Below are 15283 nucleotides of genomic sequence, written 5' to 3'. Positions count from 1 at the left end.
ATCAACGCCCTCCATCCATATCGAGAATGAACACGCCATTACCCGGATGGCTGATGTCGTTGTCGATCCGTGCGATTTCAGTGCGGCCGAATTCGAGCTTTCTGTCTACCAACCCACTGGTTCTTGGATCCCCAAAACGGCGGAATCGTGTCACTTTGGCTGCTATCACCCCTTCCACATTTTGAGCGGCAGCCAACCAAGGTGAGAGATGGAGCGTTTCTCCTGCACGGAACCGATTAGGGTGTAGCAAACCCAAAGCGCCATCAGGCAAACGGTTTGGTGAGAAAAGATTCAACAAGCGCTGGCGAACATGGGATTTCGACGTATTCGGCGCAACACAAACATGAAGCGTCACTTCAAGGGGAACATAAACCGGTGACGACACTTCCACATCATGGGCGGCGAGGCGGAATTTTTCGTAATGGTCACGAAGCGTGGTTCGCAATGTGTCAGACACTTCTACCCTATCGTCTGGATCGGGCAAGGCAAAGGTCGTCATCCAACTGCCCGTATGGATGTAGGCACAACTGACGTCCTGAATACCGGCCACCCGTCGACCCAGCGTTTGATAATCATCCCGCGTGACTGCCCGCTCTTGTGTTTTGAACAGGAAAGGCGCACGTTTTCTGATTTGCGCATTGGTTTCCGGGTTTCGCCCTCCTTCACCGGGGGTGATATTGCGCACCTCCGTTACCTCAGGAATAGGTAATGCGAGATGATAGAGCTTGTCCGCACCGATATGACCTGCTGACCCAACGCCTACACGATAGGTGGCTGTAAACTGGGTTTCGGGCAACGGACGACGGCCATAAACGTTGTCACCAAAGCGCAGTGACACCGTACCATCCCGCTCGATTTCCGTGGTAAATACCAAGGACGAATCGTCTGCCGCGAGCATATCCCTGACAACGTGATAAGGACGCACTTCAACGCCATCATCTGCATCAAGAGAAACACTGGCGAATGTTTCGCTCGGTGAAGGTGTTTTCAAAAGCTCCGTCGCAGGCGCACCTAGCGTATAGTCAGGGGAAAACGTCAGTGGACGGTTGACGAGAGTTGGCTGGTATCTTGGGGTGATGGTTTCAGCCTGTTCCTGCTCACAATTAGCTTCTGCGCAGCTTGCTCCTTTCGCACTATCCACTTGCATACCCTGCCCCGGCGCCCAACTCAGCGTTGGCAGTGGTACTTCCGGTAAACGCTCGCCCGAGATCGTTTGACCGTGATCCACCAGCACCATATTGCCCCGGGCAACGGTGACAGGTTCAAGGTATCGGCGCCCTTCCTCAATGGAAGTTTCTGATGAAATGCACATAGGGAAGCGCAAGGCATCTGCGCCATGCCAGTTGACCTCTGTGATTGGCAATTCCGTTACCGGATCGAGGAGCGGTTCACCATCTGCATCAAATGCCTGCACTTGTGTGAGGAGAACCACCTGACGTTGCGACAGCTGTCGGTCAGCCTGACTGCCACTTCGCGCCCCCATGATTTCTTCAAACGCCAGATACATGCCCGCTTCCAAGTCAGGAAAATGGCCATCTAAAGTGGCACTTATAGCGCCTTTTGGCAGGTAGCAACGAGCGTCACTCCAGGTATAAAAAGTGATTTCGTTATGAAGGGAAAAAAGCGCTGATACGTCATGGCAGGTTTCATACACAGCACCACTTTGCGCGAGCAAAGCGTCGTCTCTCGCGAAGGTTCTGGGTTGCTCACTCAGTTGGGTACACACCGCGCTGCCTTGGGGAATGACCAAGGTGGCTGGGGCAATAGGATGTACATCTGCCGACACAGCAAAGTGGCAAAAACAACGGGCATTACAGCCTTCATCCACGCTGTAATCCACCAGCCTTGTCATGCGTTTGAGCGAAATTCGTGAGCGCGCTTTATTGAGATAGGCTTCCGTCGTGGCGGCATCCTGTTGGTAAGCCAGTTGGTCCGCGGTATAGGCCAGCACTTCCACCAGTGCAGTAGAAAGGTCTGCGGGGTGTCCGGTCGCTGCGCTTGGTGCAGTTACGGAAAGCCTGTCGAGCATCATGCGGCGGAAGGAATAGAAATCTCTCGCCGTGTAATCTATCTCTGTATCAAGGGTTTCAGGTTCAGGGCAATCGCAACTGCTTTGACAGTCGAATGGCGAGGGGCATTCTACTTTGAAAGAGAAGCCAACAGATGCCAGCGCAGGATCTATCTCTGGTGGTGGCAATGGATTTAATGCGCTGGTGACAATGTTGATGGTGTAAGGCGAGAAATCACCGGGCTCGGCGACTTCAATTACCAATACATTGGTTTGTCCGTCCAGTCCCATCGTGACATTGACTATTTCACTGGCATTCGGCCCTTCAATGCGAATGTTATCGATGGTGTAAACAAACGCGGCGGGATCATTGACCAAATACAGATGAAGAAACCGTTGACGATCAGTTTCCAGCGCCGCTTCACGATCGATGACTTCAACGAAATCGATGCCATTCAAATCGGACTGGCGCACTGCCTCACGTCGGCGTTGGTCGCAGCAAAAATAGATCATGCTGACACCTCCCGCTCAAACGTGGCCTGTTGTGACTCTCCGGTAGGGAGAACGATGTAGGCAACATTGATAAAAAGCGCGCCATTGTCGAAATAGACGTCTACCTCAGAAAGATCAATATCGTCCTGCATCCAGGTTTGCAGCGAGGTCGCCACCAGACTCCGTGTATTCTCAATAACCGCTTCGCTGACACCCGCGAAAAGAAGGCGGTTCAGCCCGCAGCCGAATGTTGGCATCATCACCCGCTCGCCTGGCTCAGTGAAAAGCACCTGCTCGATACGATCGCGAATGACATCCAGCCGCGTCGTGGTCGCTGTCCGGCCCTGGGTATCAATGCGATAAGGAAAATCGGGATAAGCCATAAGGATTCACTCCCTCAGGTCGCCAGTACACGCGGTTGAACCACAGATGGGAGCAAAGGCGTGCCAGTGGGTGCGCAAACAGATTGCCCCGTTTGCAACGCGAAAGGCTGCCCCAATGACAAAACGCGCACCGAACCCGACAACCACTGCCCCGTCACACAAGGGCCATTACCAGCGTTCGGCGGCGGCATAGCACAACCAGCGACGGCATAAGGTGAGGTTTGCAGCACAGTAGGTTGGCCAGACACCATCACCCTTGGATTAGGCACAGTGGGTGTCGCCTGCCCACCATGGGCGCAGGTGACTGTGGCACCAACATGAAGAATCGCTCCTGGCATTGCTGCATTCCTCTTAGGTGATGGTTAACGCGCCGTTATTGATATCCACGGTTGGTCCCACCATTGATATCTGCGCCCCTTTGCCGTTGTTGATGAAAATGCCCGCGTCAGTCACTGACAGCGTTGCCCCTGTTGCTGTTTGCAGCGTGATACCACCCATGCCCATTGGCCCGCCGATATCGCAAATCACGATGCCGTTCTTCGCCATAGTTTGCAGCGTGATGGCAGAAATGGGCGGCACTGCGGTTCTCGCCAGCGTCGGTACATCCGAAGGCGAACCTGCAAAACATCCCGTCCAGATGGGATAATCCACGTCCCCTTGTTCAAACTCTATCCACACGCCTGCACCAATAGGTGGGACCGAGAAAATTCCTGAGCTCAAGCCCAACACAGGCAGGCAAGGCATACACCAGCTTCCGGGAACCATGCCTGACACGCTGGGAACCGTGGCGAGGATCCGCCCTTGCTGCATTGGGTCGACATTGTTGACCACGGTGCCGCGGAATTTACCGTAAAGAGGTGTTGTCATGCGGAGACCCTGTTAACGGTCGACAGCAAACCGTCCCTACTCAATTGAAAATCCTGCTTCAATTCGCCTTCCTTAAAGGTGGTGGTAACAGATTCCACATAGTGAATGCCATTGAACGCTGGACTAGAGCCTCGCACATACACCAAGCGCCTAGCCATCAGCAAAGAACCGTAAGCCAGCACGTCCAACGAGCCTGTCATTTTCAACACGCGAACCGCAGACTGTGCCGCTTTCGCCATGCCGATCATGGCCGCCTGAACCGGCGAATATTTAGCGGTTTCATAGATGTTTTTGGTCTTTAAAGTGATGGGGCGAATCAAGCCCAGTGGCGGATTGAGTGGATTGAAATCTGGCACTGGAATCGTCAGTGGCATTTTGGTCTGTGGATTCTGAATGGTGATCAGTGGAATGTAGGCTTCCTGCGCGTCATAGGAGCCAGACAGCGAGGTCACATTACGGTTGGCATCCAAGTCGTCATTGAGTGGTTTCTGTACTTTCCCGATGCGAACATCCGGCCCCCAATACGCGACAGACACACCCACGGTATCCGTGGTTTCTGTGTAAAACACATACCCCACGCGGTCGGCCAACGATTGGATATAGGCGAGATCGGTTCCCTGCTGAGTGGGTATGCGGTCTGTCGGCACTGGTACATCAATCAACACAGACGGGATAACTTTTGGGACCAACCCAAGGAACGCATACTTCGCCAATACCAAATTGATTCGGGCAAAATCGGGCATGGCGGGAAAGCGCATAAAGCTGAAATCGAGATAGCTGAGCACATGAGTCAGGTCTTTCCCTGTAATGGTCATCCGAGATACACCCGGAGCGCTGGCCGGGCTGACATTGTGTTGAGTGATAACACCGTCCATCAACACACTTTGCTTGCCGTGCATTTCCACCGTAATCACGGTGCGCACCAACGGGATGGGATTGTTGCTGGCAAGCATAAAGATAGTGTGCAGCGGCGAATTATTGTCGATTTCAAACACCAACTGAAAACCGGAAGGCCCCTCGGTTTTGGATTGCACTTCACAGGAAACAAAGGCGTTAATAACCGCTTTTGAAACCGGAACCGGCGCAACAGGGCCAATGTAAAGGCTCATGACAACATCAGACATCAGCCTTCCCCATCGCCCGAAGAAAGGGCAATTTTCCGACCCGGAGTCGCCACCAAATCACCGGGATAAACTTCAAGATTGGCATCCGCAATGTGCCACCAACGCGATGGCTCCGCGTAGTACGCTGCCCCCAGCAAATCCAACCTGTCTCCTTCTCTAACCAAAAGCATGGGAGCGGTGCCTTCCGCCGCGGGTTGAGGAACGAAACGACGGCTTACAAAGACTCTCTCAGTGCCATTGCTGTCCATCATCACTTTTAAAGGCGCACCCGCATAACGACTGCTTGGCGCAAAGTCTGCGGTTTCGTCGGTGTTACTGAGAAGGTACTGGGTAAGATCAGTCATGCTATTCGCCCCTAATCATCCATCTACTGCTGGTTTGATGACTTTCGCTGCTTGCTTCTCGATGCCATCAAGGTAATGCAGGAAGAGCGACGAAGCAGGATGGTCAAAGCCTAAATCATCGACCGACAACACTTGCAGTGACAGGCTGGCTTTGGCGCGGATAGGATTTAACTGCGCGCTGAAAAACTCTTCTGCCACAGAAAGACTACCGACTTTCACAGGCATTCTTCGGCGCAATCCCCAACTGAAAACAGGCAAAGGTTGGGTCATCGGAATAATGGTGAGCTTGCCTTGTCGCGCCAGCGTGTCATTGTCTAAAAGCTGGCGTTTGGTTGGTGAAATCAGGCTGCGAAGCGCAGCGATGTAATGCCCTATTCCGTATTTCACTGCATCCTCGTCTCCCCGTGACATGGCATCTGTCGCATCGAGAATGGCGTCAAACGTAATGGTTTCTTTTGGCGGGCCATTCAGACGAAGTTGCTCACTGCGGGCTTCAGAGGTCGATGGCGATTTCACCTCAAACTGGGTATTGAGTGAGTCAGGATTAATCAGCAAAGGAATAGCACTCATTGGCTCCGTGCTTTGTGGATCCAACAGCACAATTCCCGCTTTTAGGTAGTTAGGTTGGGAAGACAGCATTTAGCGCACCCTCCTAGCTGCAATAGTCCGGGATAATTGCCTTGCTGCTGAAGCCGCTGCTTGCTGTTGTGCCAGCCTTTGGTGCTCTGATGAGACGGATGTCATACCCGGCCAGTTTTCCCGGACGGCATCAGACATCACGCGATAAATTTCGCGATAGGAGGCGTTTTCAGCGATGTCGATGTGATCGAATCTAATCGTGATTTTCATTCATCCTCCTATGGAATGGCCAGGTTGGCGGGAATGGTTGGCCACAACGGTGGTGCCAGTGAAGGGATCATCCTGACGCCACGGTAAATGAGATAACCGATGCCAACGGCAGCAGCGCCACCCACAACAACTTCTGGCGTTACCACTGGCGTACGCACTCTTGGTGTTACGGGTCTAGGGTTAACAACAGGAACTGGTTGAGGAACCGTAATTGGCACTGGTCTTGGTCTTCTTCGCGGTTTGTTAGAGCAGCTGTAGTAATGAACACCATTAGAGGCAGAGGCTCCCGTCGCTGGCCACACTCGAATCCACTGGGTTGGATTTGCTACAAAGGTCACTCGTGGAAAAGCGAAAGACCACATGGATGTCGCCGGACCAATAATTCGTTGATAGTTGGCGATATCGGTATTGAGTTGCTGCTCGGCAACAGCCTGTCGGTTGTTGTTAGGGTTAAGCCATGAAGCAGGTTTGATTTCTCCGACTTCATCAATAAAGGGCCCAAAGGGATATTGAATTACCATGTCTGGTCTGGTCGAGCCGGGGATTTGAAAGCCCGGGTGCCCTCCACCCAAACAATTCGATGCGGGGTTTGCTGCATGCAACAACCCACATGCACCGCCAATTTGGACATGGGCAGCCACGCCTATTTGACTGGCTGTCATGGCGGGAACATTGCATCCAGCGACAACTGCCCTTTGAATCACTGGCGCTTTTTGTGGAAAACCTCCCCTGGTAGAATCTAGAAGCTTTGCTTGGGCCGGCGGGGCATTTTCTGTTGGTGCGCTGCCGAAACGCTCGACAGCTGACTCTGGAATTAACAGAAGTTTTCGCTCATCATTTTCCATGTCACGAAAGCTGTCTAATGTGTTGATCAATTCATCCTGATCCCACATCTCACCAATGAAATCCAAACCATGGCTGGGGCTCTCAGTGCCCACGACTTCCGCAGACTCTGCCGCGCCCATCCTTTGTGGGAAACGTCCGATCGAGCCTTGTGGTGACGACACACTGAAGCGCTGACCCACAGCAAATGCATCACCTCCCCGATCAGCCTCTTGCTCATAAGTGTCACCCGCGCCCTGAAGTTTCGAGAACGCGAGCCCACGGCGCTGCTGCACTACATGCGTCAACTCATGCCCAATCAAACGCAAGCCTTCTGGCGTGTCAGGACGATAGAATCCGTTGCCGAAAAACACGTCGTTACCCGCAGTAAAGGCCTTGGCCTGAAGTTGTCGGGCGTAGTTTTGTGCCATGCCGCCGGTATAAAAATTCACATCCGGCAACGTTGTACCGAAGGTTTGTTCCGCACGCTCTCTTAACGATTGCGGAATCGCACCGTCTGGCTGGGTTGTGCTCGAGCTGGCTGCAGGTTTTTTCAAAACTGGGCTGTTCGCAGCTGCTTTAGCGGCGCAAGTAGAACAAGTGCCTCCTGTCGGTGCAGCATTCCCACAGCCGCATTTTTTCTGAATCACAAAGCCGTTTTGCGGAGTATTGACCGCTTTCTCGGCATTGGATTTCTGCGGTGTCAGTGGAGTGAATTCAGCCATAATTCAAATCCCCCGCTTTGATGGGACGTTCGAGTTTTTGAAGCTCCGCCGCGGCTGCTTCCATCAGCCAGCGCATAGACACCGATTCATTGTGTTGCGCTGCGAGAAACGCACCATTCAACGCAACATTGTGGATACTGCCGCCTGTGAGGTTAAGTCGAGCAAGCCGAGTTGGGTTAACGTCGGAAGCCAATGGTGTTTGGATCGGGAATACAGAGCGCCAGATCCGCTCTCTTTCCGCTGGCGCAGGAAATGGGAAATCCACCACAAAGCGCAGACGACGCATAAAGGCTTTGTCGATTTGGGATTTTAGATTGGTGGCGAGAATCGCCAATCCGTTGAACATTTCAATCCGTTGCAGCAAGTCATCGATGCCAATATTGGCGAATCTATCATTGCTGTTTTTCACCTCACTTCGCTTGCCAAACAGTGCATCAGCTTCATCAAAGAAGAGGATGGCTCCACAGCGCTCAGCCGCCTGAAATAAGGCGCGCATTTGCTTTTCGCTTTCGCCAATGTATTTGCTGATCACACTGGCAAGATCGATACGGTAAAGATCGAGGTTCAGGGTATTGGCAATTACCTCTGCTGCCATGGTTTTCCCTGTCCCGCTTTCACCGCTGAACATGGCGCTGATGCCCATGCCCCGGCTCATGCGTTCACGAAATCCCCAGGACTGATAAACACGGCTGCGAAGAGCAACCTGAGAAGCAAGCTGCTCCAACATCTTCGTTTGGGATTCCGGTAACACCAGATTCTCCCAACTGGCTTTGCACTCGATGCGTTGGGCGAGTTTCGAAAGCTCAGTAGACGCGCCACGTTGGCAGATTTTCCAAAGTGCTTTTTCAAACTCTGAGTCGCTATCTGAGCCACTTTGGGCAGCGGCCACTGAAGCGGATCGGAAAATGTCTGGCTCGCTCATCGAAAACTGTTCGGCCAATCTTGCAGGGAGCTGTTTGTCTTCAACCGGAAGTAACTCTGACCAAATCGACTCCTGCTCTTGCACCGTTGGGCGTTTCACTTCAAGCGGAAAGCTTCTACTTGAAAGGGCTGCAGAAGCGTGACCTGTATCAATCAACACCAATCCACGCAATCTCGCGACAAACTGCGCTGCCAGCTTTTGTTTTGGCGCATCGTCCGCTTCTTCGACCAATAGCAGCATGGGTAAAAGGCTCGCTTCCCGCAGCCAGAGCCTTGCAAGCGCATCTAAATCGTTCGCGCGGGAAGGTAGGTTAGCGGCATTAATACGTTGCAAACCGATATTTAATTCGGTCGAAATAGAGACCGCCATTGTGCGCTTAGCGAAGGCATCGTCTCCAAAAAGCTCAAACACGGTCGACGTATTATTCACTTCGAAGTGCTGGCTTTGAGAAAGGTAATTTAATGCAGCATTCAACTGTTGGCGCTGGGATGGCATGAGAGAAACGACTGATTCCACATTGGCAGGTTCAAGCAATACGGAAAGACGTTCATCGATGTAGCTCAGACCGCGGGCAAAATTCACCACCCGCTCATCGGCACTCAATACTCCATCGCCAGAACCTAACGGCTGCCATTCCACCAGCAACCAATAACGAAGTGGGGAATGCGGTGAAAAGCTGCTCCAGTCACATTCCGGAATCCGTGATACACAAAGCATCGCATTCGGAAATGGATTTGAGTGGTTGCCGGAAAGTGTCGCGCAACGCTCTCCCACCAATGGTTCAAGGGCGGCAGCAATCACCAAGGCCAATACGCTCTGGTCGCTTTCATTCAGTCCAAACTGATCGTTCAAGACATTGATTGAACTCGGGTTACCCGCTTTAGTTTCGGAGCGGAATCGAGCATTTATGGATGAAACCGACTCCAACGATGTGGTGTTGTCTTCGTCTGACAGCAATTTGAGCGCCCAATCTACCAAGGCGGCTAAATGAGCGTTGTTCAACGCCTGCCAGCGCTCAAGAGATTGCTGCTCTTTGGCTTGTTGCTGCTCAGAAACAGAAAATTGGATGGACTCAGACATCATGGCACCACCACTACCTGAGTCGGGTCGAAAATCGGTGCTCTTGGGATGAAGTCTGGAGCAACTGGTGGTCTGTCTCGAAGGATAAACCAGCTATCAACACCATCAACACGCAATCTGGCTGGGTAACTGCCTGCAATCAGAGGCCCGAAGATAAAAACGAGGGTGTTTGTCGCCACAGCGACAGATTCCGCCGTCGCCCCTTCTGAACCGAGCCACATCATGGCTTGTTGTCCGGGATGAACGTGCGGGGTAACGCTTAACGTGACAACCACAGTTTGACCATTTCGCACCACACTGTTGGGTGGCAAGGTCATGACTGGGGCGATTTGGGCGGAAAGTTGATTAGATTGTAATGGTTGACCACCAACGTCAGCAGTAAAGAAAAGTGAATAGATACCTGCTGCCCAATTGGCTGCAGCATTCGGCAGTGTCACTGACTGCGCGCGTGCTGTTCCGCCCGCCTCTGCATTGATTGTATGTTCCACCTCCTGTGAGATATGAGAGAGCGTAAATCGAGGATTCGCGCCATCCAGCGCAAACCCTTCGGTGTCCAGGGTATCTCCCAACCTTGCACTGGACTGCAAGGCGGGAGGGATAATGCGCGCCAGTTGGGGGACTGACGGAACCAGACTTGGCTGGACATCGGGCCCTGTATTTCCGGGGCCAATGGTCAATATCGGAAGCGCTTCCCGCGTGCCCTGTTCAACTTGCATCAACACGGTTGATACGCGGTAAGTCGCGGAGGGACGGTACTGACTTTGCAATGCGCTCCATAACGCGGATTTTTCCGACACGGGCATTGGATGGGGCGCGATACGAATCGCCTCAGCCTGATCAGCCAAACCTGTGTCTGCCAGCGCTTGGAGAAGCAGAGGAAGGCCCGCAGCAATGGCGGGTGAAGGGTTTAGTGCAGTTTGAATTTCTGCGCGGGTAAACCCCGGATGCTCGTGAAGAATTTGCATGGCGTAGCCAAGCAATACATCGTTGTGCAAATCCGCGGTGCTATACGCACTCACGATGTAATACAAATCCAGCGGCAGCGGTGTGTTATTGATTCTATCGCCGTCGCTGTTTCGGGTTGGCAAACATTGGTTTGCCCAGGCAGCGTTGACTTCGGTGTGGTAGAGAAACACATTCAGCGCAGGTGCACTATCTTCTTCCTGCGCCAGCATTTGGTCGGGTGGAAGCGCGTGAACAGGTACATTGGTGTTGACCATGGTTGCCACGTCGTGATCCACCAAGCCATCATTCAGCAAATCCCGGAGAAGTTGCGTGATACCTGCTATCGCCAGCGCGCTACTCATCGTTTGCCCTCCTGACGATCACGAAGGTAGTCGGACAGGCTCACTGGTGGCTTCCAGCTTGGTACTTTTTTCTCTGGTGCTTTGGGAGCCGGCACGATCGAAACATGGCCAATGGTCACGGACACTTCGAGGTGGTCTTGTGGACTCCCTTCTTTTTCTGGAGAGAGCGCTGATTCAACGGGAGTCACAGAGGCCAAGCGCTCCGTATTAGGCGACACTTTTTCGTCTCCCAATATTGATGCGGCAACCTGCTTAGTGAAGTCGCGGCGTTTCGCAGGTTGCTGACGGTTTTCAGGTGCGACAGAGGAAGATTCCAGCTCTAAGTCTCTCAACTCGGCGAGGGTCATAGCACTTGCAGAATGCTGGGTTACATCGTTTGATGATGCATCTGATCTAGCGGAAAGCGTTGATTTGTTTTCCGCTTCTCTCTGCCATTCTTGTCTATGCCATTCTTTGCTTGAAGACTCTGCATTATGGTCAGGAAATTCGGCCTCTATATCTGACGAATCGTCCTTTGGGGTTGAGCGATTCTCAAGGTTCTCCAGAGAAACTGAGGAGGATGAGGGATCAACTTCCCTGTCAAAACCATATTCAAGATTCCGGCCAGTGCGGGATGCATTTTCTGGTCGCACTGATGATGAAACTTCACTCTGCTCACTTAGAGTCGGTTCGAGATTTGTTTTCGTCGGTTCTGGTACCAACCACTCAGTGACAGTGTCACTTGATGATTGAGGTGATGTGGGCGAAGAATCATCACTCACGTGGGAATAATAAGAACGCACCACAGGTTTAAGCGACTGTTCACCCGAAACATTTCGGCGAAGAAATTGGCTGAGGCCTCGACTCATCTTCTTCCCCCTCCTCACTCAATAATCATCGCAATATGACGACGACGGCGGGCAGGACTCATAGCGAGAATATCCTGACTCGACCAGCCATAAGCCGTTGCCAGTAAATGCACATCCCACAGCTGCTTCTCAACACTGGCGGAGAGTTGCGCCCAAAACTGGTTGGCAATATCAAACTGATGCAAGGTTTCGGCGCCGCAATCCGGGCAGGCTGAATTCAGCGACACAATGGAGAGAGGTTCAGAATCCAACATCTGTTGTTCGATCTGATCGAACAGCATTTTCCAGGCTTCTTGCGCATTCTCTTTTTCTGCCAGCGCTGAACGGATTCGCGGGAAATCCTCGGGTTCAATAACCCTTTGTGCAAACTGAAACAGCATGGCTTCGCTGTTTTCCAGCATGTTCAGATCCGCAATGCGGGGTAAACGAAACCGACAGGGGATCCCTTCAAAAATCACATCGTGATAAACGGGGAGATACGCATCCGTATCCAGCAAAGCGTGCACCTCGTCCCAGGCTTTGGAGAGTTCAGGGGACGCGGTGCCTAACACTTGTGAAACGGTAAACGAAAGCTGCGTTTTTTCTCCGCATTCACCGCATTTGGCTTCAACCTCGATGGCATCCCCAAACTGGCGCTGGTAAGCAAGCATCAATAAATGATCGCGACCTGCCACTGTCCAATCAGGCAATGTCGGTTTCAACGAATCCGGCACAAAAGCGCCCGCCAGTATTGCCGCTCGCTCCTGCGCGCGACGGGCTGAAGCGGCTTCCCACACTTCCACCTGACGGTTATCGTTCAATGCTTGCAACACCATCGCCATCAGCGTCTACTCACTGCTCAGGATGAACAAAACTGGGTTCTTTCGGCGTGGTCACCGCCATGCGCTCCCAGCCTTCGTTTTCGAGTTTGATGGACTGAATCATGAACGCAGAACTGGATGCATCTAACCCCGGCAGCGCTTTGTATTCCGATACCCAGCAGCGGTAAATGCTGTAGCTCAGCACTTTCTGACCCGCCTCATTCAGCACTTCCAGAATCAGGTTTTTGTGGAGGTCTGCCAGCGACACTTCACCGCCGGGCTCGGTCCCGATTCGCCAAACCTTATTTGCCCACTGTTCGAACTGGAGATTTTCCGTCACACCACGTTCAAGCGTGATGGCTTCGAATTTCACCTGACCCGGAGATTTACGGGTGTGGGATGGATCCCCTCCTGCGCGGTATTCATTCACTTCCACCGTGCGGCTGAGACCTGACACTTTCTGCACCGCCGCCAGCACATCACCACCGGCTTCTTTGATGATGAATTTGTACCCAGGATACGGGACTACCCGCTGGCCATTCACATTGAGCTGAGACATAACGCCCCCTCGCTACCTATCGAGTCATACATTGAAGTTGCCGACAGCCACCGCCATCGGCGGAGAGATTAACTGCCGCTGTTGTTCATCAGTTGGAAACTGACAACAACAAATTCCGCAGGTTTAAGGGGCGCCATGCCCACCAGTACGTTGACGATGCCGGCATCAATATCTGCCTGAGTAGTCGTCTCCGCATCGCATTTGACGAAGAAGGCTTGATCCGGTGAGCTCCCTTGAAATGCACCCTGGCGGAAAAGTCCCTGCATGAAGCTGGTTACCGCGATGCGAATTTCTGACCACAGCGGTTCGTCATTGGGCATAAACAGGGTCCATTGCAAACCGCGGAACAGGGATTCTTCGATGAAAAGCGCCGTGCGCCGAACGGGTACGTATGTCCATTCGGAGGCGAGCTCATTTGCGCCACGCAACGTTCTTGCCCCCCAGACGATGTTGCCGCTGATGCCGCCGTTTCTAAGACAATTCAAACCAATGGGGTTAAGCAGACCAATCTCGTTGTTGGTGAGGTTGTGATTGAAGCTAATCACATTGCGAAGGCTGGCAGTGATACCTGCTGCTGCGGTCCAAATCCCCGCTTCCGAATCGCGGCGGGCATAGACGCCAGCGACAGTTCCGCTTGGCGCGATAGTCCGTAAGCGGTTGTCGTTATTAGGATCCGGTACTTGAACGCGGGGATAGTATGCAGCTGTGTTACGGTGACGAAGCCCTGCCCCAGCGACTTCATCCAACCATTCAATCGCTCCTTCCGCACTGTTCACGTTCTCTGGCGGGTCAATCAGCAAGAATGCCCGCTGTTCTTCGCAGTAAGCGATCGCAGGACTAATCACGGTCGACATGTCCGCGACATTACCGTTGTTCAGATCTGACGCTTCCGGTATCAGCAGAAGGTTGAAAATATCGACATCTTCCAGCGCGTATATACCTGTTCGGGCATTGCGGTTACCCCGCAATTGGGCTGCCGTCGGTGCGCCACCATCAGCGCCCGCGGTTTGTGCGGTCTGAAATCCTGCTGCTGCAGCCGTATTCATGGCGTATTGCTGTACGTTGGCCTCTGCACTGCCCTCCAAAGCGGTAGTCACTGCAAAGTCCCCTGCCGTATCGGTAATTGACACCATGTGACCAGCTCGATAAGCGGTGCTGTTGCGTCCAGTGTAAACGGCAATTCGGTCACCCCTAGCAACGACCTGACATTGCGCCCACAGCGGATCCGCAGGATGGGTATCTCTAATCGCGTTCTGCAGCATGAGCGCAGCACCAGCGATGGTTGTCGGTTTCGTCGTCGCGTCAACAACAACTGAACGCGTAACGCCATCACCCAGATCGATATCCATGGTGTTGTTGTCAGCCATTGCGGCGTAATTTGCGACTGTCTGTGTACCAGAGTAGTAACCCGTTGGCGCAGGCATGTCTGTGCCGGCAAAGTCCGCAATTTGAACCATCATCGAGTTGTCATTGACAACACTTTGCACAAACCTAGGATGGGTCGCGACCATAGACACATTGCGGTAAGTCTCGTTTCGCACGGGCACTTCGAGACCATCTACGTGCCTGATTTCGGTCACTGAAAGATTGAACAGTGATGTGGGATCTGTGGTCAGGTAATCGGCATCAATACGAATGTGATTATTCCACGCGCCGGGGTCTTCAACAGGCTCTCCCTGAAATTGACGCCCGGCGTTAAAAACCAGTGTCGTGTTGCCGTTCCAACTATCGACCGACACGCTGCCATTGGTTCCTCCTCCAACACGGACAGCATAGGATTCACCGCCCCCATTTGTAAAAAATTGCGACACTGCATAGCTGGTTTCACTGGTGGTATGAACGCCGCCCATATGGGTGTCAAAATCTCCGACATGGAACATGCGCACGGGCGTGTTTATCGGCCCTCGTGAAAAGCCACCAACAAACGCAGCGATAGATGTGGCAGCACCACTGATGGAGCGGCTGCCGCTGGGAATTTCCTGGATGTAAACGCCGGGATATGTCAGTGCAACGGGCATGAGTGACCTCCTCAACCATGGCAGAACTCGTATGAATTGGCGTTGGGAGCGGCACAGCGGTCTGACAATACTCTTTCAGCATTTTGACTAAATCGCCGTGCTCAGAATATGCCACCACAGACACAGTATCAGTGC

The 15283-nt window shown here is 52.8% G+C and carries 15 protein-coding genes; all 15 read right to left on the bottom strand.

Annotation, left to right across the window (positions count from 1 at the left end; genetic code table 11):
• Window position 1 precedes the first annotated feature (1 nt).
• Complete coding sequence (locus G5S52_RS00990) at window positions 2-2521, bottom strand: baseplate J/gp47 family protein (RefSeq protein WP_165011408.1); 2520 nt, start codon at window positions 2519-2521, stop codon at window positions 2-4.
• On the bottom strand, window positions 2518-2883 hold the full coding sequence (locus G5S52_RS00985; RefSeq protein WP_062709518.1) for a GPW/gp25 family protein: 366 nt from the start codon (window positions 2881-2883) through the stop codon (window positions 2518-2520). Before G5S52_RS00985 ends, G5S52_RS00990 begins: the two co-directional genes overlap by 4 nt.
• 14 nt (window positions 2884-2897) lie before the next feature.
• Complete coding sequence (locus G5S52_RS00980; RefSeq protein WP_082111348.1) at window positions 2898-3221, bottom strand: hypothetical protein; 324 nt, start codon at window positions 3219-3221, stop codon at window positions 2898-2900.
• A 13-nt stretch (window positions 3222-3234) separates the two neighbouring features.
• Window positions 3235-3750, bottom strand: a complete 516-nt coding sequence (locus G5S52_RS00975; RefSeq protein ID WP_165011407.1) for a phage baseplate assembly protein V — start codon at window positions 3748-3750, stop codon at window positions 3235-3237.
• On the bottom strand, window positions 3747-4874 hold the full coding sequence (locus tag G5S52_RS00970; protein WP_165011406.1) for a hypothetical protein: 1128 nt from the start codon (window positions 4872-4874) through the stop codon (window positions 3747-3749). The genes G5S52_RS00975 and G5S52_RS00970 overlap by 4 nt, the downstream gene beginning before the upstream one ends.
• Entirely contained in the window at window positions 4874-5218 is a 345-nt protein-coding gene (locus G5S52_RS00965) for a LysM peptidoglycan-binding domain-containing protein (RefSeq protein WP_165011405.1), read from the bottom strand. The genes G5S52_RS00970 and G5S52_RS00965 overlap by 1 nt, the downstream gene beginning before the upstream one ends.
• 15 nt (window positions 5219-5233) lie before the next feature.
• Complete coding sequence (locus G5S52_RS00960; RefSeq protein ID WP_165011404.1) at window positions 5234-5857, bottom strand: CIS tube protein; 624 nt, start codon at window positions 5855-5857, stop codon at window positions 5234-5236.
• Window positions 5858-6067 carry a hypothetical protein gene (locus G5S52_RS00955; RefSeq protein ID WP_165011403.1) on the bottom strand — a complete coding sequence of 70 codons (210 nt, stop codon included), beginning with the start codon at window positions 6065-6067 and terminating at the stop codon, window positions 5858-5860.
• Between the two features lie 8 nt (window positions 6068-6075).
• A complete protein-coding gene (locus tag G5S52_RS00950) occupies window positions 6076-7614 on the bottom strand; it encodes an eCIS core domain-containing protein (RefSeq protein ID WP_165011402.1) in 1539 nt (512 codons plus the stop codon).
• A complete protein-coding gene (locus tag G5S52_RS00945; RefSeq protein WP_235956034.1) occupies window positions 7607-9619 on the bottom strand; it encodes an ATP-binding protein in 2013 nt (670 codons plus the stop codon). Before G5S52_RS00945 ends, G5S52_RS00950 begins: the two co-directional genes overlap by 8 nt.
• The gene (locus tag G5S52_RS00940; protein ID WP_165011401.1) at window positions 9616-10923 is read right to left on the bottom strand and encodes a Pvc16 family protein; all 1308 of its coding nucleotides are present in this window, start codon (window positions 10921-10923) and stop codon (window positions 9616-9618) included. Before G5S52_RS00940 ends, G5S52_RS00945 begins: the two co-directional genes overlap by 4 nt.
• Complete coding sequence (locus G5S52_RS00935) at window positions 10920-11771, bottom strand: hypothetical protein (RefSeq protein ID WP_165011400.1); 852 nt, start codon at window positions 11769-11771, stop codon at window positions 10920-10922. The genes G5S52_RS00940 and G5S52_RS00935 overlap by 4 nt, the downstream gene beginning before the upstream one ends.
• 14 nt (window positions 11772-11785) lie before the next feature.
• The gene (locus G5S52_RS00930) at window positions 11786-12592 is read right to left on the bottom strand and encodes a T4 family baseplate hub assembly chaperone (RefSeq protein ID WP_165011399.1); all 807 of its coding nucleotides are present in this window, start codon (window positions 12590-12592) and stop codon (window positions 11786-11788) included.
• Window positions 12593-12602: 10 nt separating this feature from the next.
• A complete protein-coding gene (locus tag G5S52_RS00925; RefSeq protein WP_046303131.1) occupies window positions 12603-13130 on the bottom strand; it encodes a phage tail protein in 528 nt (175 codons plus the stop codon).
• A gap of 68 nt (window positions 13131-13198) precedes the next feature.
• Window positions 13199-15148, bottom strand: a complete 1950-nt coding sequence (locus G5S52_RS00920; protein WP_165011398.1) for a phage tail sheath C-terminal domain-containing protein — start codon at window positions 15146-15148, stop codon at window positions 13199-13201.
• Window positions 15149-15283 lie beyond the last annotated feature (135 nt).

This window comes from Grimontia sedimenti, assembly GCF_011045095.1.
Lineage (GTDB): Bacteria > Pseudomonadota > Gammaproteobacteria > Enterobacterales > Vibrionaceae > Enterovibrio > Enterovibrio sedimenti.
The sequence above is the reverse complement of the archived record's forward strand: the minus strand, read 5'-3'. Positions and strand labels throughout refer to the sequence as shown.